Raw genomic sequence first — 23,262 nt, 5'->3', positions numbered from 1 at the left:
CTGCCGCTGCGAGGGGTTTTCATGCGATACCCATAACGCCCAGGGTCTTCTCGAACTCACCAAATCGCATGCCGCCCGCCAGTGTCAAGGCGCGCGAAAGCAGCTTCTCCCCTGCGGACATTCGTCATGCCTCCGCGTTCATGGCGTGGCATGGCGCCGCATGCGGTGTCAACCGCCGCGACGGAGGACGGCGCGGCGGCGAAACCCAAGCGCGTCAACATGGCCCGACAAAAAATAACGTGAACATCACCTGAACATGCGGCGGTGGCAGGTTGTTATCTTGACTTTGCCGCCGCCGTTTCTTATAATGAAGGTGTTGTGGTTCATTCGACCGCGCGCATTTGTGCGCACCCGCGGTTCGACAAACAGATAAGCTAAAGGAGGCCTTCCATTGAGCACCAAGATGACCATTGACGGCAATACCGCTGCCAGCCACGTTGCGTACGCATTCAGTGACGTGGCTGCGATTTACCCCATCACGCCTTCTTCTCCGATGGCGGAGTTCGTGGACGAGTGGGGCGCAAACGGCCGCAAGAACCTGTTTGGCCAGCAAGTGCGCGTGGCCGAGATGCAGTCCGAGGCCGGTGCGGCGGGCGCCGTGCACGGTTCGCTGACCGCGGGCGCGCTGACCACCACCTTCACCGCGTCCCAGGGCCTGCTGCTCATGATTCCCAACATGTACAAGATCGCGGGCGAGCTGCTGCCCTGCGTGTTCCACGTGTCGGCGCGCTCGCTGGCCTACCACGCGCTGTCGATCTTCGGCGACCATTCCGACGTCATGGCCTGCCGCCAGACCGGCTTTGCGATGCTTTCTTCCAACTCGGTTCAGGAAGCGATGGACATGGCGCTGGTTTCGCACCTGGCCACGCTAAAAGCGAAGGTGCCCTTCCTGCACTTCTTCGACGGCTTCCGCACCAGCCACGAGGTGCAGAAGATCGACGGCATCGACTACGAGGAGATCGAGAAGCTCGTCGACTGGGACGCGATCAAGGCGTTCCGCCTGGGTGGACTCAACCCCGAGCGTCCGCTGCAGCGCGGCACCGCGCAGAACCCCGATATCTACTTCCAGGGCCGCGAAGCCGCCAACAAATACTACGACGCGGTGCCGGGCATCGTCGAGGACATCATGGGGCAGGTGGGCAAGCTCACCGGCCGCAAGTACAAGCTGTTCGACTACGTGGGCGCGAAGGACGCCGAGCAGGTAATCATCGCGATGGGCTCGGGCTGCGAAGCGATCGAGGAAACCATCGCCTACCTCGCCGGCCAGGGCGAGAAGGTCGGCTTGATTAAGGTGCGCCTCTACCGTCCGTTCTCGGCCAAGCATTTCATCAAAGCGATCCCCGAGACCTGCAAGAAGATCGCCGTGCTCGACCGCACCAAGGAAGCCGGCTCCCTGGGCGAGCCGCTGTACGAGGACGTGTGCACCGCGCTGCGCGAGGCCGGCATCCATGACATCCAGGTGGTGGGCGGCCGCTACGGCCTCGGCTCCAAGGAATTCAACCCCACGATGGTCAAGGCGGTCTACGACAACCTCAAGAAGGCCGCGCCCAAGAACCACTTCACCGTGGGCATCGTGGACGATGTCACGAAGACCAGCCTGCCGCTGGGCAAGACGCTCGACGTGGCCCCCGAGGGCACCAAGAGCTGCATGTTCTACGGCCTGGGTTCCGACGGCACCGTGGGCGCGAACAAGAACTCGATCAAGATCATCGGCGACCACACCAACATGTACGCGCAGGCCTACTTCAGCTACGATTCCAAGAAATCGGGCGGCATCACGGTCAGCCACCTGCGCTTCGGCAAGAAGCCGATCCAGTCGACCTACCTGATCGACTCGGCCGACTTCGTCGCCTGCCACAACCCGGCCTATGTCACCCGCTACGACATGCTCGCGGCGCTCAAGCCCGGCGGCGTGTTCCTGCTCAACAGCCCCTGGACGAAAGAGGAGATGGAAGAGCGGCTGCCCGCTTCGATGAAGCAGGCGCTGGCCACGAAGAAAGCCCGGTTCTACACGATCGACGCCATCAAGCTGGCGCACGAAGTGGGCATGGGCGGGCGCATCAACACGATCATGCAGGCGGCGTTCTTCAAGCTGGCCGACGTCATCCCCTACGCCAAGGCCGACCAGTACATGAAGGACTACGCCAAGAAGGCCTATGGCAAGAAGGGCGACGAGGTCGTCAAGAAAAACTGGCAGGCGATCGATTCCGCGGTTTCCGGCATCGTCGAGATCAAGGTGCCCGCCGAGTGGGCCAAGGCCACGACCGGCGCCGTACCCGTCAAGGTAGAGGCCGACGAGTACTTTGACAATGTCGTGCTGCCGATCCTTTCGCAGGAGGGCGACAAGCTGCCGGTATCGGCCTTCCAGCCCGACGGCACCGTGCCCACCGGCACCACCAAGTATGAGAAGCGCGGCATCGCGGTCAACGTGCCCGAGTGGCAGAAGGACAACTGCATTCAGTGCGGCTTCTGCTCGCTGGTGTGCCCGCACGCCGTCATCCGTCCCTACCTGATGACCGAAGATCAGGCCAAGGATGCGCCCGCGGGCTTTGAGACGAAGCCTGCGGCCGGCAAGGAGTTTGCCGGTCTTAAGTACCGCGTGCAGATCAGCCCGCTCGACTGCACCGGCTGCGGAAACTGCGCGCAGGTGTGCCCGGCCAAGCAGAAGGCGCTGCTGATGAAGCCGCTTGCCAGCCAGCTGAACCAGGAGGAGAACTGGGCCTTCGCCCAGACGCTGCCCGAGTACAAGGGCGAACTCAACGTGAAGACCGTCAAGGGTTCGCAGTTCAAGAAGCCGCTGTTCGAGTTCTCGGGCGCGTGCGCCGGCTGCGGCGAGACGCCCTACGTCAAGCTGGTCACCCAGCTCTACGGCGAGCGCATGATGATCGCCAACGCGACCGGCTGCTCGTCGATCTACGGCGGCTCGGCGCCGACCTGCCCCTACACCAAGAACGACGAAGGCCACGGCCCGGCTTGGGCGAACAGCCTGTTCGAGGACAACGCCGAGTTCGGCTACGGCATGAACCTGGCGATGGGCCAGCGCCGCGCGCAGCTGGCGATGAACGTCCGCGCGCTCGCGGAGAAGTGGGCCGAGTGGCCGGACGGCGTGGCCGCGTGCCAGGCGTGGCTTGACGGCATGGACGACGCCGCGGCATCGAAGGCCGCCGCGAAGAAGCTGATCGGCGCCGTCGAGGGCTGCAAGGATTGCGGCTGCGAGTGCGACGCGCTGTGCCAGAAGGTGTACGCCGAGCGCGACCTGCTGGTCAAGAAGTCGATCTGGATCATCGGCGGCGACGGCTGGGCCTACGACATCGGCTACGGCGGGCTCGACCACGTGCTGGCGCAGGGCGAGGACGTCAACGTCCTGGTGCTCGACACCGAGGTGTACTCCAACACCGGCGGCCAGGCGTCGAAGTCGTCGCCGACCGGCGCGGTGGCCAAGTTTGCCGCGGCCGGCAAGCGCACGCGCAAGAAGGACCTGGGGCTGATGGCCATGAGCTACGGCTACGTGTACGTGGCGCAGGTCGCGATGGGCGCGGACATGAACCAGCTGATAAAGGCGGTCACCGAGGCCGAGGCCTACAAGGGCCCGTCGCTGATTATCGCCTACGCGCCCTGCATCAACCACGGCATCAACATGGGCCAGACGCAGCTCGAGTCGAAGCGGGCGGTCGCCGCCGGCTACTGGCCGCTGTACCGCTACAACCCCGACCTTGAGCATCCGCTGACCGTGGACAGCAAGGATCCGACCGAGTCCTATCAGGACTTCATCCGCAGCGAGAACCGCTACGCCACGCTGCTCAGGCAGTTCCCCGACATCGCCGGCGATCTCTTCGCCGAGGCCGAGAAGGAAGCCGGAGAGCGCCTGGCCAAGTACAAGAAGCTGGCGGAGAAGTAAGCATAAGCGCATAAGGTAGAACGAGGGCTGCGGCGCCGACATGGCGCCGCAGCCCTTTCGCGTTGCGGGTAATTCCCGCCTACAGTTTATCCCTGTCCTCGTCCTTTGGCTTCTTGCCCACCAGCCCGCCGGTCACCTCACTGGTGCCGCGCTTGAGTTTCTGGCCCATGGTCTTGAACGAGCCGGTGGCGACCAGCGCGTAGACGATCGCGGCGGCGGCGGCCAGGCCGATCACCCAGGCGATGCCGGAGCCGCCCGCCTGATTGTCGGCGGCCTTTGTGGGCGCCGCCTGGGCCGTGGCGCCGAACAGCACGTCGTCCAGCACGTTGGCCGCGTATTCGGTCGCCTTGATCGCTTCCTTCTTGTTGGTGGTATGGGTGCCAAACTCCAGCAACAGCGCCTTGGGGTATAGCTCCTGGTTGTAATTGCCCTTGCCGATGAAGATGTCCTTGACCAGGCCCGGGTACTTCTTGTCGGCGGTCTTCTTGATCTGCTTCGCGAACGCCCGGTTGGCGTTGGCGTTGGGGTTGCTGCGCCCGACCAGCAGCCGCATCTTGCTGATGTCCTCGCCGCCCAGCTGTTCCTTGTATTCCTTGGCGTTGGGGATGCCGTCGCGGTGCAGGTCGAGCAGCGCGGCCGGCCGCTCTTTCACCAGGTCCTCGGCAGCCGAGCGCGAGCGTCGGTACGCGCCCGCGTCGTGGGGCAGGAAGGTGTCCTTGCTGTACTTAACCTCGATACCTTTGGCTTCGAGGTTCTTCTTGAGCGCGTCGCCCACGTCGTAGATGCCCGCGCCCTGGGTTTTCGATGAAGTACCGTCCGAGGGCACGTAGCTCTCGTCGGAGTGCGTCGAATACATGGAGACCAGTTTCTTGGCTTCGGCGCGCGCGGCGCCGATCAGCGCGAACGCGGCCTGGTCGTTTTCCGGCTCGTAGCCCAGGTATTCGGCCTGGGCGGTCAGCGCCGCGTCGTCTACCGTCCGCACGCGGTACAGCTTGTCGTCGGACGCGATGTACTCGTCGTCCACGTAGACCCGCCCGGCACGGCTGGTCAGGTAGACGCCGTTCGTGTCATAGAGGGCGTAGACCTGATCGTCCATTTCATCATACGCCTCGGCGCTCACCGCGGTCGGCAGGCAGAGCAGCAGCGCGAAAAACAGCCAAATATACTTCCTCATTTGCGCCGCTCCTTCCGCACGAACTCGCCCTTTTCAAACTTGCGGTCATCGGGCTTTTCGCTGCCTCGCGCGGCGCGTTCGATCAATTCGCCCACGAGTTCGGCCAGCAGCACCGCCAAGAGCCCCGAGATCACGATGGCGTCCATCGCGCCCGCGCCGCCCAGCAGCAGCCGCTGCCCCACGCCCTGCGACCAGTTGATGATCGCCTGCGCAATGTCGGCCAGCATCACGCCCAGCGTGCCCGCGATGAACGCGCCCCGGCGCGACCGGCCGAACACGTAGGCGATGACGCCGCCCGCCAGCCCGTACAGGTAGTTGATGTCAAACGGCATGGCTTCCGGCTCGTTGGGGAAGTAGCGTCCGAGCAGCCACACCGCTACGCCGGTAATCACCGCCGCCAGTACGGCGCGCCATTTCTCCCAGGCCGTGCCCGCCTTGACCAGCAGATAGACGCACAGGATCAGCGGGATCACCGCTCCGCCCAGGTTGATCGACAGCATGGGCCCGAGCGGGATGTCGCCGATCAAGCCGCCCACGAAGATCAGGCCCACGAACAGCAGCGCCTGCCGGTCGGTCAGCCTCAGCCGGTCGAGCACGCGCTGCGCCAGCCCGAACAGGATCAGGATGGCCACCACGACGAGTAAAATCAGTCCTATAGACATAAAATCACCTCGCGACTAGCATGTCCTTAAGCACAAATCGATATCCCGCGTTTTGATTCTGACCGTGATGGGAGAATCGACCAAGCTCGGCGCTACATACCGGTGCGCGCTTGCGACCAAAATAGGCGAAGAACAGGAGGTTGAAAATAATGAAACGGATGTTGTTCAAATGGATGGTCCTGTCGCTCGCGCTGCTGCTGGCGGTGGCGATACTGGGCGGATGTATGAGGGGCGGTTCGGATTCGGGCGCGCCCGAGCCTACCCAGAGCCCCGACGCGCAGGGCGTCAAGCCCAAGATCCCGAGCAAGCTGTCGCTCGACAATGGCGTACCGCAGTTGGTCGTGTACGACGTAGACCAGCAGAGCTACGACAAGATGGACATCGAGCGCTACCTCGAAGGCGTGCTGGCGGGCGAGATGCGCAACGACTGGCCGATGGAGGCGCTCAAGGCACAGGCGATCCTGGCGCGCACCTACGCGCTCAAGTTTATCCAGGACAAGCAGTCGGCCTACGGCGGCGCGGATATCTCGACCGATATAAAGGAAGCGCAGGCCTACGACGCGGCCAAGGTCAACGAGCGCATCAAGAAGGCGGTGCAGGGGACGCGCGGCCAGGTGCTCAGCGCCGCGGGTGAACTGCCGATCGCCTGGTTCCACGCGCACGCGGGCGGCATGACCGAGCTGGCGGTGCCGGGCCTCGACTACAAGGAAGGCGAGCCGAGCTACACCCAGGCGGTCCGTTCACCCGAGAGCGACAAGGCTCCGACCGCGGTCAAGCAGTGGAAGGCGAGCTTCACGGCAGAGGAAGTGGGCAAGGCCTGTGCCGACGCGGGGGTGCGTACGGGCACGGTCAAGACGATTGAGATCGGAGAGCGTGGCAAGTCGGGCCGCGCGGCGACGCTGACGGTCAACGGCAAGCAGGTATCGGGCCCGGCGCTGCGGTTGGCGCTGGACGCCAAGAAGCTCAAGAGCATGCTGCTGACCGGAGTAACGGTGGCCGGGGATACCGTGACGTTTGAGGGCATGGGCTACGGTCACGGCGTAGGCATGTCGCAATGGGGCGCGTACGGCATGGCGGAGCAGGGCCAAAAGGCCAATGAGATCGTGACGCACTATTTCAAGGGCGTCGAAGTGGCGAATCTGTGGAGTTAAGGCAGCTTTCCCGCGTGAGCGATGACAAAGGCCAGAGGGTAAAGCCCTCTGGCCTTTGTCATCGCTCACGCGGGAAGAACCGTCCCTATTGCGACAATCCGGTCGTCACCCGCGCCAGCACGGTCGTTTCGAAAAAACCTTTGGCTCCGTCCGGTGAGACGCCAAATACCTCGCCGTCCACCTGAACCGACACGCCGCGCCGACACTGATTCATGCAGAACTGCGGTCTCATGTTCACGCGGTCGTGCAGTTTCCGCTCCTCTATCAACTGCTGGAAGGTCTGGATCACATTGTACGAGCCCTTCAGATGACAGCTGGTCCCGATGCACACGCATACGTCCACCATGTTTATTCCTCCTTGCTGCCGTAGTGCACGTGCAGCAGCTCATGCACCCTGCCCTTGAGCAATCCGCTGTACAGCCCCATCGCCAGCGGGCTCTCCTCGCTGCGCTTGATGCTCGACAGCCGGTCGGCCGCGTACAGACCCTGGCCGCGCTGCGCCTTCCCGTCCGCGGGCACGTAGGGCTGGCCCGCGCCCGACACGCAGCCGCCCGGGCAGGCCATGACTTCCACGAAGTCGAAGCGCTCGCCCTGCTTCATGCGCTCAATCAGCTGCGCGGCGCTGCCCAGGCCGCTGGTGATCGCAATGTTCAGCCGCCGCTCGCCCAGCGAGATTTGCGTTTGCTTGATGCCGTCCATACCGCGCACGTTCTGGTAGGCGACGGCCCTGAGCGCCGAGAGCGACTTGTCGTTCGACACCCGCCTAAGCACCGCCTCGGTCACGCCGCCGGTGACGCCGAAGATCACGCCCGCGCCGGTCACCGTGCTGAACGGCGCGTCCACGGCTTCGGCCTCGAGCTCGGAAAACACGATGCCCGACTCGCGGATCATCCGGATCAACTCCTGGGTGGTGATCACGTGGTCTACGTCCGGCGCGCCCTGATCATCCCTGAACTCAGGCCGCTCGGCCTCGAATTTCTTGGCGGTGCAGGGCATCACGGCCACGTGCACCAACCGGCGGCTCGTGCCCCTGTACTGCCGCTTCACGACCGCCGCCAGCATCTGCATCGGGCTCTTGCAGGTGCTCAAATGGGGCAGAAGCTCGGGCGCTTCCAGCTCCACATAGCGCACCCAGGCCGGGCAGCAGCTGCTCATCAGCGGAAGCGGGCCGCCCTGCTCGATCCGGCGCAGCAATTCCTGCGATTCCTCGAGCACCGTCAGGTCCGCGCCCACGGCGGTGTCAAACACCTCGTCGAAGCCGATCCGCCGAAGCGCGGCCACGATCATGCCGATGGCGTTCTCGCCCTCGCCCAGGCCGAACTCGCGGCCCAGCGCCACGCGCACGGCGGGCGCGATTTGAACCGTGACCTTGGCGTCCGGATCGTCCAAGTCCGCCCAGACCTTTGAAACGTCGCTGCGCGGCACGATCGCGCCCGTGGGGCACACGGCGGCGCACTGGCCGCAGCCCACGCAATTGCTCTGGGCGATCGGCCTGTCGAACGCGCAGCTGATCGTCATGCGGCTGCCGCGGTGCGCGAAGTCGATCGCACCCACGCGCTGCACCTCGTTGCACACCCTGACGCAGTCGCCGCACAGGATGCACTTGCTCCTATCGCGGGTGATCGAGGGCGACGAGGCGTCGATCTCGGGCGTGGGCGAGGCGTTGGGGAAGCGCACGCCATCGATCCCGAACCGCGACGCCAGCGCCTGCAACTTGCAATTCAGGTTGTTCTGGCAGGTGGTGCAGTCCCGGCAGTGGTTGGCCAGCAGCAATTCGAGGATGTTCTTGCGGTAGCGGCGCAGCCGCTCGGTGTTGGTGCGAATCTTCATGCCGGGCTTGGGCACGGCGCTGCACGAGGCCTCAAGAGCGCCGCGCTCGTCCTCCACCATGCACATGCGGCACGCGCCGTAGATCGACAGCTCGCTGTGGTAGCAGAACGTGGGCAGCTTGATGCCCGCCTTGCGGATCACCTCCAGCACGTTCTTCTCGCCCTCGAGCGGCACCGGTATGCCGTCGACGACCATATATTCCTGATTTGCCATCGAATGATCCCCCCTCACGCAATCGCCCCGAACGGGCAGCTCGAAACGCACGCGCCGCACTTGACGCACTTTGATTGATCGATAACGAACGGCTCCTTGATCCGGCCGCTGATCGCCGAGACCGGGCAGGCGCGCTGGCACTTGCCGCAGCCTTTGCACTTTGCGGGGTCGATCTCGATCACCCTGAGCTTTTGACAGACCCCGGCCGGGCAGCGCTTGTCCGCGATGTGCGCCTCGTATTCGTCGCGGAAGCTGCGGATTGTGGACACCACCGGATAGGCCGCGCTCTTGCCGAGCCCGCACAGGGCGGTTGCCGAGATGGTGTCGGCCAGCTCCAGCAGCAGCTCGATGTCTCCGTCCTCACCCTGACCGGCCACGATGCGCGTAAGGATCTCCAGCATGCGCCGCGTGCCCTCGCGGCAGGGCACGCACTTGCCGCAGCTCTCGTTCTGCGTGAAGTTCATGAAGAACCGCGCCACTTCCACCATGCAGGTGTGCTCGTCCATGACCACCAGCCCGCCCGAGCCGATCATCGCGCCCACCTTCTTCAGGCTGTCGAAGTCGAGCGGCAGGTCCATATGCTCTTGGGTGAGGCACGCGCCCGAGGGGCCGCCGATTTGAACGGCCTTGAACCGCGCGCCGTCCCGCATGCCGCCGCCCACGTCCTCGATCACCTGGCGCAGCGTGGTGCCCATGGGCACCTCGATCAGCCCGGTGTTCTCGATGTTGCCGGTCAGCGCGAACGCCTTGGTGCCGGGGCTGTTCTCGGGGCCGATCGAGCGGTACCACCGGGCGCCGTTTGAAAGGATCAGCGGCACGTTGGCGAAGGTCTCCACATTGTTGAGCACGGTGGGCTTTTCAAACAGCCCCTGTTCCACGGTGCGCGGCGGCTTCACGCGCGGCATGCCGCGCTTGCCCTCGATCGACGCGGTGAGCGCGCTGCCCTCGCCGCACACGAACGCGCCCGCGCCGCGGTTGATGCTGAGGCGGAAGTTGAACCCGCTGCCCAAAATGTCGTCGCCCAGCAGGCCGTAGGCCTCGGCCTGCGCGATTGCCAGGCGCAGCCGCTCCACCGCCATCGGGTATTCGGCGCGCACGTAGATGTAGCCCTCGTCGGAACCCGCCGCAAAAGCTGCGATCATCATGCCCTCGAGCAGCCGGTGCGGGTCGCCTTCCATGATGCTGCGATCCATGAACGCGCCCGGGTCGCCCTCGTCGCCGTTGCAGACCACGTATTTTTTGGGCTCCGCCTGGCGCTTCACCTGCTGCCACTTGCGGCCCGCCGGGAAGCCCCCGCCGCCCCGGCCGCGCAGGTTGGATTCAGTAATTTCCCGGATGATGCCGTCCCTGTCCATGTCAAACAGCGCCTTTTCCAGCGCCAGGTAGCCGCCCGCGGCCAGGTACTCCTCGATCGAGTTGGCGTCGATGTGGCCGCAGTGACCGAGTACCAGCCGGGTTTGGCGCTCGTAGAACGGGATTTCGTCCTGGCGCTTGCGCACCTGGCCCCCTTTTGCGTAGGCCAGCCGCTCGATGTGTTCGCCGCGCGCGATCGTCTTCTCGACGATCTCCTCGCAGTCATCGGCCTTTACCCTGGTGTACAGCCAGCCCTGCGGCTCGATGCGCACCAGCGCGCCCATCTCGCAGAATCCGTGGCAGCCGCTCTTCTTGAGCCCCACGTGCTCGTGCGGCTCGGCGTCCAATTCCACGGCGCAGGCGATGCCGCGCGCCTCCATCAGCGCCTTCAGCCGGTCGTATACCATCAGCGAGCCGCTGGCGATGCAGCCCGTGCCCGCGCAGACCAAAATCTTTTGGGACTCGGCGTGCGACGCGGTCTCGCAGCGCTCGCGCAGCTTTATCAATGCATCCCGATCATTCAGCCTCGCCGGCATGTAGCAGTTCCTCCTTCAGTTCTTTCAACAGCGCGCTGGCCTTGTCGGGCGTCATCGCGGGGTAAACCCGGTCGTTTACCGTGATAACGGGCGCAAGTCCGCACGCGCCCAGGCAGCTGACCGTCTCCACGGTAAAGCCCAGGTCGCGGGTGGTGGCCTGTCCCTCCGCAAGGTTCAAATCGGCGCGCAGCCGCGTGAGGATCGGGATCGAACGGCGCACATGGCAGGCCGTGCCGTCGCACACCTTAATCACGTATTTTCCCTTGGGTTTCAGCGAGAAGTTTTCATAGAACGTGGCCACCGAGTAGATGCTGGCCTCGCTGACGCGCATCCGGCGGGCCAGGTAGGGGAATACCGGCTCGGGCAGATAGTGGTAGCGCTCCTGCACGTCCTGCAGGATGGCGATGACCGCCTGCGCCCGGGCGTCGTGACGCATAAGGATCTCGTCCACCGCGCTATAGTCAAACGCTTGCATCTGTAAACCTCCTTAACACTCAAGGCATACGATGAACCGTGCGCCGCCCAGTTCGTTAGTATTTTATCAAGCGTGAATCGTTCCGTCAAGAACGATTGCCTTTCGGCTGTGTTGATTTTGTGAGATGTACTCTTTGGCTCCAAAACTGTAAACACCGTGTCTCTATCCTGTAAAAGTTACCCAGGGGGTTGCTTCGATGATGGTTTTGTGCAAAAGTGTACTGAGAAACATGGGGCTTTTCACAGGTTTTTTGCCCCTGATTACAGCGACCGAGGGGTCGCGATCGAAGGAGGACTCCCATGAAGGTCTTATCCAAATTGCTCTCCCTATTGCTGATCGTATCCCTGTTCCTGAGCTTCGCGGCACCCGCATTCGCCGCGGAAGCGACGCCCGTTCCGGTTCCGGAAGGACGGCGCGAAGTGATTTTCTGGCACTGCTTCGGCGGCCTGATCGGCGAAGCTGTGCAGCGCGTGGTGGACGGCTTCAACGCCTCCCAGAACGACATATGGGTTACCGCCATTTTCCAGGGCGCGTATGATGACGCTTTGACCAAGCTGAAGGCCGCCATGCCCGCCGGTACCGGCCCCGACATGTTCCAGATGTTCGAGCTGGGCACCACCTTCCTCGTAAATTCCGGCTGGACGGTCCCGTTCCAGGAAATGCTGGAAAAGGATGCCGAGCCTTATATCTCGATCGACAACATCGAGCCGGCGCTGAGAAACTATTATACCTATGACGGCAAGATGGTCTGCATTCCCTTTAACCCCTCCACGCCGATCATGTACTTCAACAAGGACGTATTCAAAGAGGCGGGCCTCGATCCCGAGAATCCCCCGACCACTTTCAAAGAAATCATGGCCATCGCCGACAAGCTGACCGTCAAGGAAGGCAACCGCACCACCCGTTACGCTATGGGTCTGCCGATCTACGGCTGGTTCTTCGAGAACATGCTGGCCGGCGCAGGTTCGAACTACGTCAACAACGACAACGGCCGCACGGGCCATGCCACCGCCATCGAGTTTGACCAAAACGGCGTGGGCCAGATGATCCTGGAAAACTGGAAGCAGATGGTGGACGAGGGCATCCTCTACAACTATGGTGCGGACAACGGCGCCTCCCGCGACGGCTTCCTGGCCGGTCAGACCGCCATCACCCTGGAGTCCACCGCGCAGCTGCGCGTGCTCGAAAAGGGCAGCGAAGGCAAATTCGAACTGGGCACGGCCTACCTGCCCAGCATGCTCGACAAGACGCAGAACGGCGTCATCATCGGCGGCGCGAACCTCTGGCTGTGCAAGCAGGATGACGAGCAGCGCGTCAATGACGCCTGGACGTTCATCAAGTACGCCACCTCCGCGCCCGTGGCCGCTCAGTTCAGCATGGACACCGGCTACTTCTGCGCCAACATGACGGCGTACGACCAGCCCGAATTCCAGGAATACCTGAAGGCCAATCCGAGCTTCCTGACGGCGATCAACCAGCTGCACGACTGCCCCTCGAACTACGCGACGCAGGGCGCGTCCGTGGGCGTGATGCCGGAACTGCGCGCGATTTTCCAGGAGGAAGCCTCCCTGTACCTGGACGACGCCCAGTCCATCGAAGACACCTTGGCGAACCTGGCCGCCAAGAGCAACGCGGCGATCCAGAGCTACAACAAGACGGCTTACGGCGAATAATCATCCGCGAAGGGGCGCTCCCCCTGGGAGCGCTCCTTTTTCATTTCGAAATAAGGAGTGAGGCATTGTGAAAAGCGCACCGGCCGCCCAGCAGGGAATCAAACCCCGCGGGTTCTGGGCCTCCATTACGCCTTATCTGTATATCCTTCCGGCCATGGTTATCATGACGCTGTTCGTGTTCATTCCGTTTGGGAACACCATCAACCTGAGCACTGCCGTCACCGACGCCAACGGCGCGGTTGTGGAGCGGGTCGGGCTGCAAAACTATGTGGACGCGTTCAAGTCCCCCGATTTCCAGCAGATTTTGGGCGTTACCTTCCAGTTCGCGCTGGCCACGGTGCTCGGCTCGATCTTAATCGGCCTGATCACCGGGATCATCGCCAACGAGCAGTTCGTCGGGCGCGGCTTCTTCCGCACCGTATACGCCATGCCTCTGGCCGTTTCGTCCGCCGCGATCTCGGTCGTTTTTCTTTTTATCATGCATCCCACGTTCGGCATCCTCAACTATCTCTTGCAGGCCGACATAAAATGGCTGCGCAGCGTCAAGTACGCGCTGGGCTCCGTGTCGTTCGTGACCGTCTGGATGAACACGGGCCTCAATTTCATCTTCGTGATCGCGGCGTTGCAGTCGGTGGACAACTCGCTGTATGAAGCGGCGTCCATAGAGGGCGCGGGTTTCTTCCGCAAACACTGGAACGTGACCCTGCCCTGCATCTCGCCGACGCTGTTCTTCTTGCTGATCGTGAACATCATCAACTCGTTTCAGGCCTACGCCCAGATCAACCTGTTGACGCAGGGCGGACCGGGGAAATTCACGACCAACATCGTGTACAACATCTACCTCGAGGCGTTCCGCTACTCGCGCTTCTATATGGCGGCCACGCAATCGGTCATTCTGTTTATTTTGATCTTCCTCCTGACGCTGATCCAATTCAAGCTGGAAAAGAAGGTGACCTACTGATGATAGAGAAGAAATATGCTAAGTGGCTGTTCTTTCTGGTCAATCTGATCATCGGTGCGATCATTCTTTCGCCGCTTCTGTACGCGCTGGGCGCCAGCTTTATGACCGAGGCCGAGCTGATTAACTATCCGCCCGCGCTGATTCCCTCGTCCCTTCACCTGACGAACTACACGGCTGCGCTCCGGATGGCCCCGATATTCCGCTTTATCCTGAATTCCGTGATCGTGGCCACCGCCTGCACGGCGGCCCAGGTGTTTACCGGCGCGCTCGCGGGCTACGCGTTCGGCATCTTGCACTTCAAGGGGAAGAAGGAGCTGTTCTTCCTGATGCTGGCCACGATGATGATCCCCGGCCAGGCCATCATCATCGCCAACTACCTCACCGTGGTGAAGTTGAGCCAGATCGACAAGTTCGGCGCGTTGATTCTGCCCTACATGGCCAGCGCGTTCTGCGTGTTCAACATGCGGCAGGCGTTTCTGTCGCTGCCCTCGGAGCTCAACGAATCGGCGACCATCGACGGCTGCAACTCGTTCCAGTTTTTCATCCGCATCGGCCTGCCGCTGACCAAACCCTCGCTGGGTTCGCTCGGCATCTACACTTTCCTGGGCGTATGGAACCAGTATCTGTGGCCGCTGCTCGTGACCAACTCGGTCGAGATGCGCACGGTGCAAATCGGCATCGGCATGTTGCAAAACGCCGATGCCAACGCTTACGGGCCGATCATGGCCGGCACGATCATGATCTTGGTGCCGTCGATCCTGCTGTTCATTATCGGACAAAAATCCCTGATATCCGGATTGACCGCCGGCGCGGTGAAAGGATAGCAAGTCACGCCCCCTGAGCAGGCCGCATAGTATGCCCCGGAATCCCTGTGGAAAGGAGCATCTGTTGTGGCATACGTAATAAATTCGATGGGTCGTTCGCGCAAGCGTTGCCGACCCTGCTCGGACGATACCATGGGCGCGTTCGATCCCCCGTGCACCGGGCCGCGGGCCTGCGACTGCGCCTGCCGTAACCATTGCCTTCAGCCGCGCTCTATGCGCAACGTCATCTTCCGGGGGCCCTGCGCGCCCGGTCCCGACACCGAGGGCGCGCTGGAGCGCTGCCGCCGTCGGGCGTGCAGGCATCGGAGGGGCTACGGGTTCTTCGCGCGGGTGGGCACGCTGACGGCGGCCGCGGGCGAAGCGCTGCCGCTGGACTCGGTGGTGCGCGAATCGGAGGGCGCGTTCGAACGCGAGAACCGCGCGATCGAGATCCGCCGGCCGGGCATCTACCTGGCCTCGTTTGCGCTGACGCTGCCGGCCGGCGCGACGGTGAGCACGCAAATCGCCATGACGCTTGGCGGCAGGACCATCCCGGGCTCGGTGGTGAACGTGGTCAAGGCGCCCGGCTCGTCCGCCACCACCTTCGTGCAGGCGATGTTTGAGGTGACCGTGCGCGACGAGCGGCTGGAGGTGCGCACCTCGAACGCCTTGAACCTGGTGGGCGACTCGCCGCTCGAGACGCTGGCCAGCCTGACCATTTTGCAACTTGACGGAGACCGCGAATGCCGCGAACTCGAGGAGAGCGAGGACCGCGAATGCCGCAGGCTCGAGGAGCTCGCAGAGAGTGAAGCATGCGAAGCGTGCGGATGCCGCTGCGGCCGACATGGCCATGGCTGCTGTTGCCATTGCGATTGCTAGCGCAATCGGTCCCGCCCTGCCATGCCCCGCCCCGGCGCATAGTCGCCGGGGCGGACTTTTGACAAAATAACAGCAGCGCCGTTGCGCGGGTGCGGACTTGTGTGTACAATGGGCGCATGAAGCGGGCGTTCTTTCATGTTTATGGGCGGCTGATGAGTGGATCGGGCCTTGTCTACGCCGCGGGACTGGCCTTCGGCATGGGGCTTTTGTGCAACTGGCTGAGTCTTATGGAGCGCGGCCCCAGCTTTTCCGCCCATTTTTCGACGCTGTGCCTCTACCTGATGGCGGCGCTGCCGCTGTGGACGGCGAATGCGTTCGGGCGCGGCGCGCAGGCGGAGGGGCCCGAGGCGCGAGGGCGGTTTTGGGCATACCTGGCGGCGCACGCCGCGGCCTCCTTGGGGCTCGCGCTGTACCTCTTGCCGATCGCGCCCGGCGCGCTGTCGTTCACCGCTCTGTTCGGGTTCTTCGTCACCGGCGCGGTGTTGACCGGGCTGTGCCTGTGGATTGCAGGCCGGCTGCGGCGGCGCTGGGCCGCGCTTGCCGTCGCGCTGGCGGCGCTCATACTGCTGCGCGAAGCGCCCGAGCTGGCGTCGGCGCTGGCCATGTATCCGGCGGGCGTGTGGTGGGCGCGCTCGCTGGTCCGGCTGTCGCCGTTTTCGCTGTTGGGAAATTTCCTCAATGGGCTGATCGACGTGAAGGCCGTGCTGTACGCGGCGGGGTTTTGCGTTCTGGCGGCCGCATTGGTCGGGCAACAGGCCGCCCCGCCTGCGGGCACTCACCGCCCCGCCTGCGGGCGCCCCTCCAAGCAGGGGAACAGGAGGGCGTTGGCCTCTGCGGCCATCTTCATCCTGTTCATCGCCGCCGTCGCCCTGCTGCCGGTCAATCTGACGCTGATCGACGTGACGCCGGCGCGGGTGACCGTGGTGTCGGACGGGATGGCGCGCGCGCTCAACGGGCTGCGCGAGCCGGTCACCGTGCACCAGGTGGCGGGCGTGGGCGCGGAGGATGTCTGGATCAAGACCTACCTCGAGAAGCTGGCCGAGCGGCACGCCTTCATCACCTACCGCCTGGTCGATCCGGCCGAGGACGCGCAGCTTAAGGCATTGCAGCTCGAGGACAACAGCCTGGTCGTGGAGCAGGGCGACGAGCTGGTGATCGTGCGCGCCGCCAACCTGTACGCCGAGATTGAGACGACCGCGGGCGCGCGCCATTCGTTTGAGCTCGAGGGCGCGCTGCTGACCGCGCTCAGCGACATCACTCAGATCGACATGACCTACGCGGGCGTGCCGCCGGGCCGGACGCTCGACGTGCCGCCGGTCGAATTGACCGACGGCCAGGCGCGCGTTCTGGCCTACGCGTTTGTGGGCGCGCCGCTGGCGCTGGGGATTTTCGTGGGGTTACGAATGATGAGGGGGCGCTCGCGTGAGGCGCGTAAACGATAACACCAAGGCCATTGTGTCGATCATCTTTGTCAACGTGCTCTGGGGGCTGTCGTTCATCGCGTCGAAGCGGGCGCTGGGCGCGGGCTTTCAGCCGTTCTCGCTGGCGCTCGTGCGGTTTGGGGTGTCGGCCGTCGTGCTGCTGCCGATCCTGTATCGCCGCGAGGGCCTGACGCTGCCGAGGGGCGCGCTTGGGCGGCTGCTTTTGTCCTCGCTGCTGGGCATGACGCTGTACTTCCTGTTCGAATACGGCGGGCTTCAACGCACCAGCGCCTCCACCGCGTCGCTGATTATCGCGGCGGTGCCCGCGTTCACGCTGCTGTCCGGGGCGATCTTCCGGCGGCGACACTACCCGCCGGTGTGCTACCTGGGCGTGCTGGGTTCGCTCGCGGGCGTATATCTGATCGTGCGTTACGGAGCGAACGGCGGCGGCGATTCGCTGGTCGGCAATCTGTTCATCCTGTGCGCGGCACTGTGCTGGGTGGGCTACATTGAGGTGACCGACGCGCTGATGACGGCGCATTCGAGCCTTCAGATCACCTGCTGGCAGAGCGTGCTGGGCGCGCTGACGCTGATTCCCTGTGCGCTGACCGAGCGCGTCGATTGGGCGGCGATCGAACCGGTGGGCTGGATCATGGCGCTGTACCTGTCGCTTTTGTGCTCGGTGGTGGCGTATTTGCTGTACGTGGGCGCCATCCGGGTGCTGAAGCCGTTTCAGACCTCGTTGTTCATCAACATCAATCCGCTGGCCGCGGTGCTGGGCGGCGTACTGCTGCTCGGCGAGACCGTGACGCCGGTGCAGCTGATCGGCGGCGCGGCGGTGCTGGTCAGCATCTTTGTGGTCAATCGCTCGTCAATACCTGCGAAAAGAGGGACGTAGATGTACAAACGGTTTGGAAAGCGGATGTTGGACATCCTGCTGTCGGCGCTGGCGCTCGTCGCGCTCTCTCCGGTGATGGCGATCGTGGCGCTCGCGGTGAAGCTCACCTCGAAGGGACCGGTGCTGTTCCGGCAGAAACGCGTGGGCAAGGACAAGCGCCTGTTTGAAATCTACAAGTTCCGCACGATGTACGCGGATACGCCGGGCGACACCCCGACGCACCTGCTCAAAGGCGCGCGCGCGCACATTACGCGCGTGGGCGGGTTTTTGCGCAGGTCCTCGCTCGACGAGCTGCCGCAGTTGCTCAACATCCTGCGCGGCGACATGAGCGTCGTCGGCCCCCGACCCGCGCTGTGGAACCAGGCCGACCTGATCGCCGAGCGCGATCGGTACGAGGCCAACGCGTTGACGCCGGGGCTGACCGGGCTCGCGCAGGTCAGCGGCCGCGACGAGCTGCCGATCGCTGCGAAGGCGCGCCTCGACGGCGAATACGCGGCAAAGCTCTCCTTCGCGCTCGACGCTTGGTGCGTGTGGCGCACGGCGCGGAAGGTGTTTCAGGCCGACGGCGTGGTCGAAGGCGCGAAGGACGACCGCCCGGTTATCTGATTTTGCAGGAAGGACTTTCGGCGGCTTCATATTCCGTTAGAAATTACGCGGTTGCCCCTCTTTTATGAAATATGAATATGTTAATTGTTGCATATCGGGCTAAAATGGCTTGACGCCTCCCCCCCTCGTTCGGTATGATGTAGGGCAATTACCCGGTGGTCTGGCGGGTATCGCGTCAAGACCGCCATCTAGAGGAGGGTCGGCCCTTGATCGAGTTCAACAACAAGCGCAACATGCTGATCGAGTGCGAATACAAGTATTCGCTGCAGGACGTGGAAAACCCGGTGCTGTACCGGGACATGTTCACCTACGGCGAGGTGCCCAAGTGCACGTTCAATCAGCGGCTGACGCCGCTCAACCCGCCGGACGAGATATTTATCACCGACACCACCTTCCGCGACGGGCAGCAGAGCCGGGCGCCCTACACCCCCGAGCAGATCGTGCACCTGTATAAACTGCTTTCGAAGCTCGGCGGGCCGAACGGCAAGATCCGCCAGTGCGAGTTCTTTTTGTACAGCGAGGCCGACCAGCAGGCGGTGCGCATGTGCCAGGAACTCGGTCTGCCCTTTCCTCAAATTACCGGCTGGATCCGCGCGCGCAAGGAGGACTTTGAGCTGGCGCGGCGGATGGGCCTGCGCGAATGCGGGATCCTGGTCAGCTGCTCCGACTACCACATCTTCAAAAAGCTCAGAAAGACGCGCTCGCAGGCGATGGAGGGCTACCTCGCCGTGGTCAAGCAGGCGCTCGACGCCGGCATCTACCCGCGCTGCCACCTGGAGGACATCACGCGCGCCGACTTCTACGGTTTCGTGGTGCCCTTCGCGCTCAAGCTCAGCGAGCTGATGAGCGCTAGCGGAATGCCGATCAAGCTGCGCGCCTGCGACACGATGGGCTATGGCGTGCCCTATCCGGGCGCGTCGATGCCGCGCAGCGTTCCGGGCATCATCTACGGCCTGAACGTGTACGCCGGGTTCCCGGCGCAGCTGATCGAGTGGCACGGCCACAATGACTTCCACAAGGCGGTGGTCAACGCGGCGACCGCCTGGCTGTACGGCGCGGCGTCGGTCAACTGCTCGCTGCTGGGGATCGGCGAGCGCACCGGCAACACCCCGCTCGAGGCCATGGTCATCGAATACGCGCAGCTGCGCGGCACGGTAGACGGCATGGACACCACGGTCATCCGCGACATCGCCGACTACTATGAGCAGGAGCTGGGCTACAAGATCTACGAGAAGCAACCGTTCGTGGGCAGGGATTTCAACATGACCCAGGCCGGCATCCACGCGGACGGCCTGCTCAAGGACGAGGAGATATACAACATCTTCGACACCGCGAAGATCCTCAAGAGCCCGCCCAGCGTATCGATCTCGAGCACCTCGGGCCTGGCCGGCATCGCGGTGTGGATGGCGCGGCACCTAGGTGCCGCAACGCCGATCGGCAAGGACGATCCGCGCGTGGTCAGGCTCAAGGAATGGGTGGATCAACAATATGCCGCCGGGCGCGTGACGCAGATCGGCGACGCCGAGCTGCACGAGGCGGGCGTCGCGCTCGGGTTATTCTGATGATACGGGGGGGACGCGCGTGAACCTAGTGCAAAAGCTGATTTCGTCGCACCTGGTCTGCGGCGACATGGCGCCGGGGCAGCCGGTCGCGCTCAAGATCGACCAGACGCTGACCCAGGATTCCACCGGCACCATGGCCTATCTGCAATTTGAGGCGATGGGCATCGACCGCGCCAAGACAAAGCGCTCGGTCGCCTACATCGACCACAACATGCTGCAGGCCGGGTTCGAGAACGCCGACGACCACAGGTACATCCAGACGGTCGCCAAGGCGCACGGCATCTACTGCTCGAAGCCGGGCAACGGTATCTGCCACCAGGTGCACCTGGAGCGCTTCAGCGTGCCGGGCGAGACCTTGCTCGGCAGCGACAGCCACACGCCCACCTGCGGCGCGGTGGGCATGCTGGCCATGGGCGCGGGCGGGCTGGACGTGGCGGTCGCCATGGGCGGCGGTGCGTACCACATCGCCATGCCGCGCGTACTGAACGTGCACCTGACCGGCCGGCTGCCCCCGATGAGCACGGCCAAGGACGTGATTTTGACGATCCTCGGCGCGCTCAGCGTCAAGGGCGGCGTCGGCAAGGTGCTCGAGTACACCGGGCCGGGGGTTGAAAGCCTCACCGTGCCCGAGCGCGCCACGATTGCCAACATGGGCGCGGAGCTGGGCGCGACCACCTCGGTGTTCCCGAGCGACGGGGTTACGCTTCAGTTTCTCGCGGCGCAGGGGCGCGAAGGCGACTTTTGTGCGCTGGCCGCCGACGGGGACGCCCGGTACGACGAGCGGCTGGAGATCGACCTTGCGCAGATCCGCCCGATGGCCGCACAGCCGCACAGCCCCGACAACGTGGTCCCGGTCGCCTCCATCGCCGGCATCCGCGTGGATCAGGTGGCGATCGGCAGCTGCACCAATTCGTCGTTTGCCGACATGATGAAGGTGGCCGAGATTTTAGAAGGGCGCACCGTGGCCGAGCACGTTTCGCTGGTCATCGCGCCGGGCTCCAAACAGGTGCTCAATATGCTGGCCGGCAACGGCGCGCTGGCGACGATGATCGCGGCGGGCGCGCGCATACTGGAATCGGCCTGCGGGCCCTGCATCGGCATGGGTCAGGCGCCGGCGACGGGCGCCGTCTCGCTGCGCACGTTTAACCGCAATTTCTACGGCCGCAGCGGCACCGCCTCGGCGCAGGTGTACCTCGTCAGCCCCGAAACCGCCGCGGTGTCGGCGCTCGAAGGCGTGCTGACCGATCCCGCGCGCACCCCCGCGCCGGCCGCGATCGTGCCCGAGCGCTTCCTGATGAACGACAATCTGGTGGTCGCGCCCGCGCCCGAGGGCGAAACGGCGCAGGTCGTGCGCGGCCCCAACATCAAGCCGTTCCCGCTGGGCTCGCAGCTTCAGGGCGACCTGGCGGGCGAGGTGCTGATCGTGCTGCCGGACGACATCACCACCGACCACATCATGCCCTCGAACGCGAAGCTGTTGCCCTACCGCTCGAATATCCCGTACCTTTCCGAGCACTGCCTCGCGCCCTGCGACGCCGGCTTCCCGGCGCGCGCGCGGGAGAAGGGCGGCGGGTTCATCGCAGCCGGTTCCAACTACGGCCAGGGTTCGAGCCGCGAGCACGCGGCGCTCGCGCCGCTGTACCTGGGGATCAAGGCGGTGCTGGCCAAGTCGTTCGCGCGCATCCACGCGGCCAATTTAATCAACAACGGCATCCTGCCGCTCGAGTTCGCCGATGAGGCGGACTACGACGCGCTGGCCGAGGGCGCGCTGCTTACGATCGAGGACGTGCGCCGCCAGGTCGAGCGCGCGGTGCGCACCGGGATGGTGACCGTAAACGCGAGCGGCAGGCCGATCGCGATGAAGTTGAGCCTGTCGGAGCGGCAGGCGCGCATTTTGCTCGCGGGCGGGCTGATAAACGAGACGAGGAGGGCGGCCAATGACGCATAGGGCGGTGCTGGTGCCCGGCGACGGGATCGGGCCGGAGATCGCGCGCGCGACCTGCCGAGTCATCGAAAAGGCGGGCGCTGAGATTGAATGGCAGGTATGCGAGGCGGGCGAGGCGATGATCGCCGTGCATGGCGCGGCGCTGCCGCCGGACACGATCGCCGCGATCCGGGCGACCGGCGTGGCGCTCAAGGGCCCGATCACCACGCCGATCGGCGTGGGCTTTCGCTCGGTCAACGTAATCATGCGCAAGGAGCTCGACCTGTACGCCAACGTGCGCCCGGCGCGCAGCTGGCCCGGCGTAAAGACGCGGTTTGAGGGCGTTGACCTGGTCGTGGTGCGGGAGAACACCGAGGATCTGTACGCCGGCGTGGAGCACATGGTCGGCGAGGACGCGGCGGAATCGATCAAGATCATCACGCGCAAGGGCTCGGAGCGGATCGTGCGGTACGCGTTTGAATACGCGCGCGCGAACGGGCGCAAGCGCGTGACGGCGGTGCACAAGGCCAACATCATGAAGTGTACCGACGGGCTGTTTCTGCGCGTGGCGAGAGAAGTGGCCTCGCAATACCCCGAGATCGCGTTTGACGACATGATTATCGACGCGCTGTGTATGCGCCTGGTGCAGATGCCGGAGGCGTTCGACGTGCTGGTCATGCCGAATTTGTACGGCGACATCGTGTCGGATCTGGCGGCGGGCTTGGTCGGCGGGCCGGGGCTCGCGCCCAGCGCCAACGTGGGACAGGGGATCGCGATCTTCGAGGCCGTGCATGGCAGCGCGCCGCAACTTACGGACACGGACACGGCGAACCCCGCCGCGCTGATGCTGTCGGCGGTGATGATGCTCAAGCACCTGGGCGAGGCGGACGCGGCGCGGCGGATGCAAGGGGCGATTGAGTCGTGCTTGATGGGGGGCCGGCAAGTCACCCGCGACCTGGGCGGCACGCTGGGCACACAGGCGTTCGCCGACGCGATAATCGCACGGATGTAAGGGTCTTCCCCGCGTGAGCGCGACGGGAGTCCAGAGGGCAAAGCCCTTTGGCGGGTTCCAAGGGCGGCGCCCTTGGCCACCGGAGGCACGCCTCCTCGTCCCCCGCGCCGCCGTATCCGGTACCTAAGCGATAGAACCGGAACGCCGGTTCCATGCAAAGGCGGCGCGGCCGTCCCCCAATGCGACCGCAGGGAGCGAGGCCGGACCCGTTACGTAAAACCGAAAAGTCAT

18 protein-coding genes are annotated in these 23,262 nt (G+C 64.2%); 12 read left to right on the top strand and 6 right to left on the bottom strand.

Translation table 11 applies throughout. From position 1 onward, the window contains the following. Nucleotides 1–403 precede the first annotated feature (403 nt). Nucleotides 404–3,898 carry a pyruvate:ferredoxin (flavodoxin) oxidoreductase gene (gene nifJ, locus ACH6CV_RS13630; RefSeq protein WP_456358760.1) on the top strand — a complete coding sequence of 1,165 codons (3,495 nt, stop codon included), beginning with the start codon at nt 404–406 and terminating at the stop codon, nt 3,896–3,898. Between the two features lie 79 nt (nt 3,899–3,977). Here nifJ and spoIIP read toward each other — a convergent pair whose 3' ends face one another. Continuing rightward, a complete protein-coding gene (spoIIP, locus tag ACH6CV_RS13625) occupies nt 3,978–5,072 on the bottom strand; it encodes a stage II sporulation protein P (protein WP_456358754.1) in 1,095 nt (364 codons plus the stop codon). Beyond that, nucleotides 5,069–5,734: a DUF1614 domain-containing protein gene (locus ACH6CV_RS13620; RefSeq protein WP_456358753.1), complete on the bottom strand. Its 666-nt coding sequence runs from the start codon at nt 5,732–5,734 to the stop codon at nt 5,069–5,071. The genes spoIIP and ACH6CV_RS13620 overlap by 4 nt, the downstream gene beginning before the upstream one ends. A gap of 149 nt (nt 5,735–5,883) precedes the next feature. On the opposite strand from ACH6CV_RS13620, the gene ACH6CV_RS13615 reads away from it, so the two are divergent. Beyond that, nucleotides 5,884–6,885 carry a SpoIID/LytB domain-containing protein gene (locus ACH6CV_RS13615; RefSeq protein ID WP_456358752.1) on the top strand — a complete coding sequence of 334 codons (1,002 nt, stop codon included), beginning with the start codon at nt 5,884–5,886 and terminating at the stop codon, nt 6,883–6,885. Nucleotides 6,886–6,970: 85 nt separating this feature from the next. Here the strand turns inward: ACH6CV_RS13615 and ACH6CV_RS13610 are convergent, their stop codons facing one another. From ACH6CV_RS13610 to ACH6CV_RS13595, 4 genes are read right to left on the bottom strand one after another with little or no spacing between them, the layout of a single operon-like run. Further along, on the bottom strand, nt 6,971–7,231 hold the full coding sequence (locus ACH6CV_RS13610; RefSeq protein WP_456358751.1) for a (2Fe-2S) ferredoxin domain-containing protein: 261 nt from the start codon (nt 7,229–7,231) through the stop codon (nt 6,971–6,973). Nucleotides 7,232–7,233: 2 nt separating this feature from the next. Next, on the bottom strand, nt 7,234–8,928 hold the full coding sequence (locus ACH6CV_RS13605; protein ID WP_456358750.1) for a [FeFe] hydrogenase, group A: 1,695 nt from the start codon (nt 8,926–8,928) through the stop codon (nt 7,234–7,236). Nucleotides 8,929–8,942: 14 nt separating this feature from the next. Further along, complete coding sequence (gene nuoF, locus ACH6CV_RS13600; RefSeq protein WP_456358749.1) at nt 8,943–10,817, bottom strand: NADH-quinone oxidoreductase subunit NuoF; 1,875 nt, start codon at nt 10,815–10,817, stop codon at nt 8,943–8,945. Next, the gene (locus ACH6CV_RS13595; RefSeq protein WP_456358748.1) at nt 10,798–11,292 is read right to left on the bottom strand and encodes a complex I 24 kDa subunit family protein; all 495 of its coding nucleotides are present in this window, start codon (nt 11,290–11,292) and stop codon (nt 10,798–10,800) included. The genes nuoF and ACH6CV_RS13595 overlap by 20 nt, the downstream gene beginning before the upstream one ends. A gap of 299 nt (nt 11,293–11,591) precedes the next feature. Between ACH6CV_RS13595 and ACH6CV_RS13590 the strand changes: the two genes are divergently transcribed. The 10 genes from ACH6CV_RS13590 to ACH6CV_RS13545 all read left to right on the top strand — a co-directional run bounded on the left by ACH6CV_RS13590 (nt 11,592) and on the right by ACH6CV_RS13545 (nt 23,031). Further along, nucleotides 11,592–12,965 (top strand): ABC transporter substrate-binding protein, encoded by a 1,374-nt coding sequence (locus ACH6CV_RS13590; RefSeq protein ID WP_456358747.1) that lies wholly within the window; start codon nt 11,592–11,594, stop codon nt 12,963–12,965. Nucleotides 12,966–13,032: 67 nt separating this feature from the next. Next, a complete protein-coding gene (locus tag ACH6CV_RS13585) occupies nt 13,033–13,926 on the top strand; it encodes a carbohydrate ABC transporter permease (RefSeq protein WP_456358746.1) in 894 nt (297 codons plus the stop codon). After that, on the top strand, nt 13,926–14,750 hold the full coding sequence (locus ACH6CV_RS13580; RefSeq protein ID WP_456358745.1) for a carbohydrate ABC transporter permease: 825 nt from the start codon (nt 13,926–13,928) through the stop codon (nt 14,748–14,750). Before ACH6CV_RS13585 ends, ACH6CV_RS13580 begins: the two co-directional genes overlap by 1 nt. A gap of 66 nt (nt 14,751–14,816) precedes the next feature. Further along, nucleotides 14,817–15,608 (top strand): hypothetical protein, encoded by a 792-nt coding sequence (locus ACH6CV_RS13575; RefSeq protein WP_456358744.1) that lies wholly within the window; start codon nt 14,817–14,819, stop codon nt 15,606–15,608. Between the two features lie 116 nt (nt 15,609–15,724). Further along, nucleotides 15,725–17,050 (top strand): hypothetical protein, encoded by a 1,326-nt coding sequence (locus ACH6CV_RS13570; protein ID WP_456358743.1) that lies wholly within the window; start codon nt 15,725–15,727, stop codon nt 17,048–17,050. After that, nucleotides 17,031–17,927, top strand: coding sequence for a DMT family transporter (locus tag ACH6CV_RS13565; protein WP_456358742.1), 897 nt, complete (start codon nt 17,031–17,033; stop codon nt 17,925–17,927). The genes ACH6CV_RS13570 and ACH6CV_RS13565 overlap by 20 nt, the downstream gene beginning before the upstream one ends. After that, nucleotides 17,928–18,533, top strand: coding sequence for a sugar transferase (locus tag ACH6CV_RS13560; RefSeq protein WP_456358741.1), 606 nt, complete (start codon nt 17,928–17,930; stop codon nt 18,531–18,533). A 206-nt stretch (nt 18,534–18,739) separates the two neighbouring features. After that, complete coding sequence (locus ACH6CV_RS13555) at nt 18,740–20,095, top strand: 2-isopropylmalate synthase (RefSeq protein ID WP_456358740.1); 1,356 nt, start codon at nt 18,740–18,742, stop codon at nt 20,093–20,095. Between the two features lie 19 nt (nt 20,096–20,114). Beyond that, nucleotides 20,115–22,043 (top strand): aconitate hydratase, encoded by a 1,929-nt coding sequence (locus tag ACH6CV_RS13550; protein WP_456358739.1) that lies wholly within the window; start codon nt 20,115–20,117, stop codon nt 22,041–22,043. After that, complete coding sequence (locus tag ACH6CV_RS13545; RefSeq protein ID WP_456358738.1) at nt 22,033–23,031, top strand: isocitrate/isopropylmalate dehydrogenase family protein; 999 nt, start codon at nt 22,033–22,035, stop codon at nt 23,029–23,031. Before ACH6CV_RS13550 ends, ACH6CV_RS13545 begins: the two co-directional genes overlap by 11 nt. Nucleotides 23,032–23,262 lie beyond the last annotated feature (231 nt).

Source organism: Anaerozeibacter quisquiliarum, from assembly GCF_051162045.1.
Taxonomy (GTDB): domain Bacteria; phylum Bacillota; class Clostridia; order Christensenellales; family Aristaeellaceae; genus Anaerozeibacter; species Anaerozeibacter quisquiliarum.
The sequence above is the reverse complement of the archived record's forward strand: the minus strand, read 5'-3'. Positions and strand labels throughout refer to the sequence as shown.

Bases quoted from the DNA above. Each gene is read 5' to 3' on its own strand.
- ACH6CV_RS13560 (WP_456358741.1), top strand. From the start codon at position 17,928: ATGTACAAACGGTTTGGAAAGCGGATGTTGGACATCCTGCTGTCGGCG.
- ACH6CV_RS13595 (WP_456358748.1), bottom strand. From the start codon at position 11,292: ATGCAAGCGTTTGACTATAGCGCGGTGGACGAGATCCTTATGCGTCAC.
- ACH6CV_RS13605 (WP_456358750.1), bottom strand. From the start codon at position 8,928: ATGGCAAATCAGGAATATATGGTCGTCGACGGCATACCGGTGCCGCTC.
- ACH6CV_RS13570 (WP_456358743.1), top strand. From the start codon at position 15,725: ATGAAGCGGGCGTTCTTTCATGTTTATGGGCGGCTGATGAGTGGATCG.
- spoIIP (WP_456358754.1), bottom strand. From the start codon at position 5,072: ATGAGGAAGTATATTTGGCTGTTTTTCGCGCTGCTGCTCTGCCTGCCG.
- ACH6CV_RS13580 (WP_456358745.1), top strand. From the start codon at position 13,926: ATGATAGAGAAGAAATATGCTAAGTGGCTGTTCTTTCTGGTCAATCTG.
- ACH6CV_RS13545 (WP_456358738.1), top strand. From the start codon at position 22,033: ATGACGCATAGGGCGGTGCTGGTGCCCGGCGACGGGATCGGGCCGGAG.
- ACH6CV_RS13590 (WP_456358747.1), top strand. From the start codon at position 11,592: ATGAAGGTCTTATCCAAATTGCTCTCCCTATTGCTGATCGTATCCCTG.
- nifJ (WP_456358760.1), top strand. From the start codon at position 404: ATGACCATTGACGGCAATACCGCTGCCAGCCACGTTGCGTACGCATTC.
- ACH6CV_RS13620 (WP_456358753.1), bottom strand. From the start codon at position 5,734: ATGTCTATAGGACTGATTTTACTCGTCGTGGTGGCCATCCTGATCCTG.
- ACH6CV_RS13610 (WP_456358751.1), bottom strand. From the start codon at position 7,231: ATGGTGGACGTATGCGTGTGCATCGGGACCAGCTGTCATCTGAAGGGC.
- nuoF (WP_456358749.1), bottom strand. From the start codon at position 10,817: ATGCCGGCGAGGCTGAATGATCGGGATGCATTGATAAAGCTGCGCGAG.
- ACH6CV_RS13615 (WP_456358752.1), top strand. From the start codon at position 5,884: ATGAAACGGATGTTGTTCAAATGGATGGTCCTGTCGCTCGCGCTGCTG.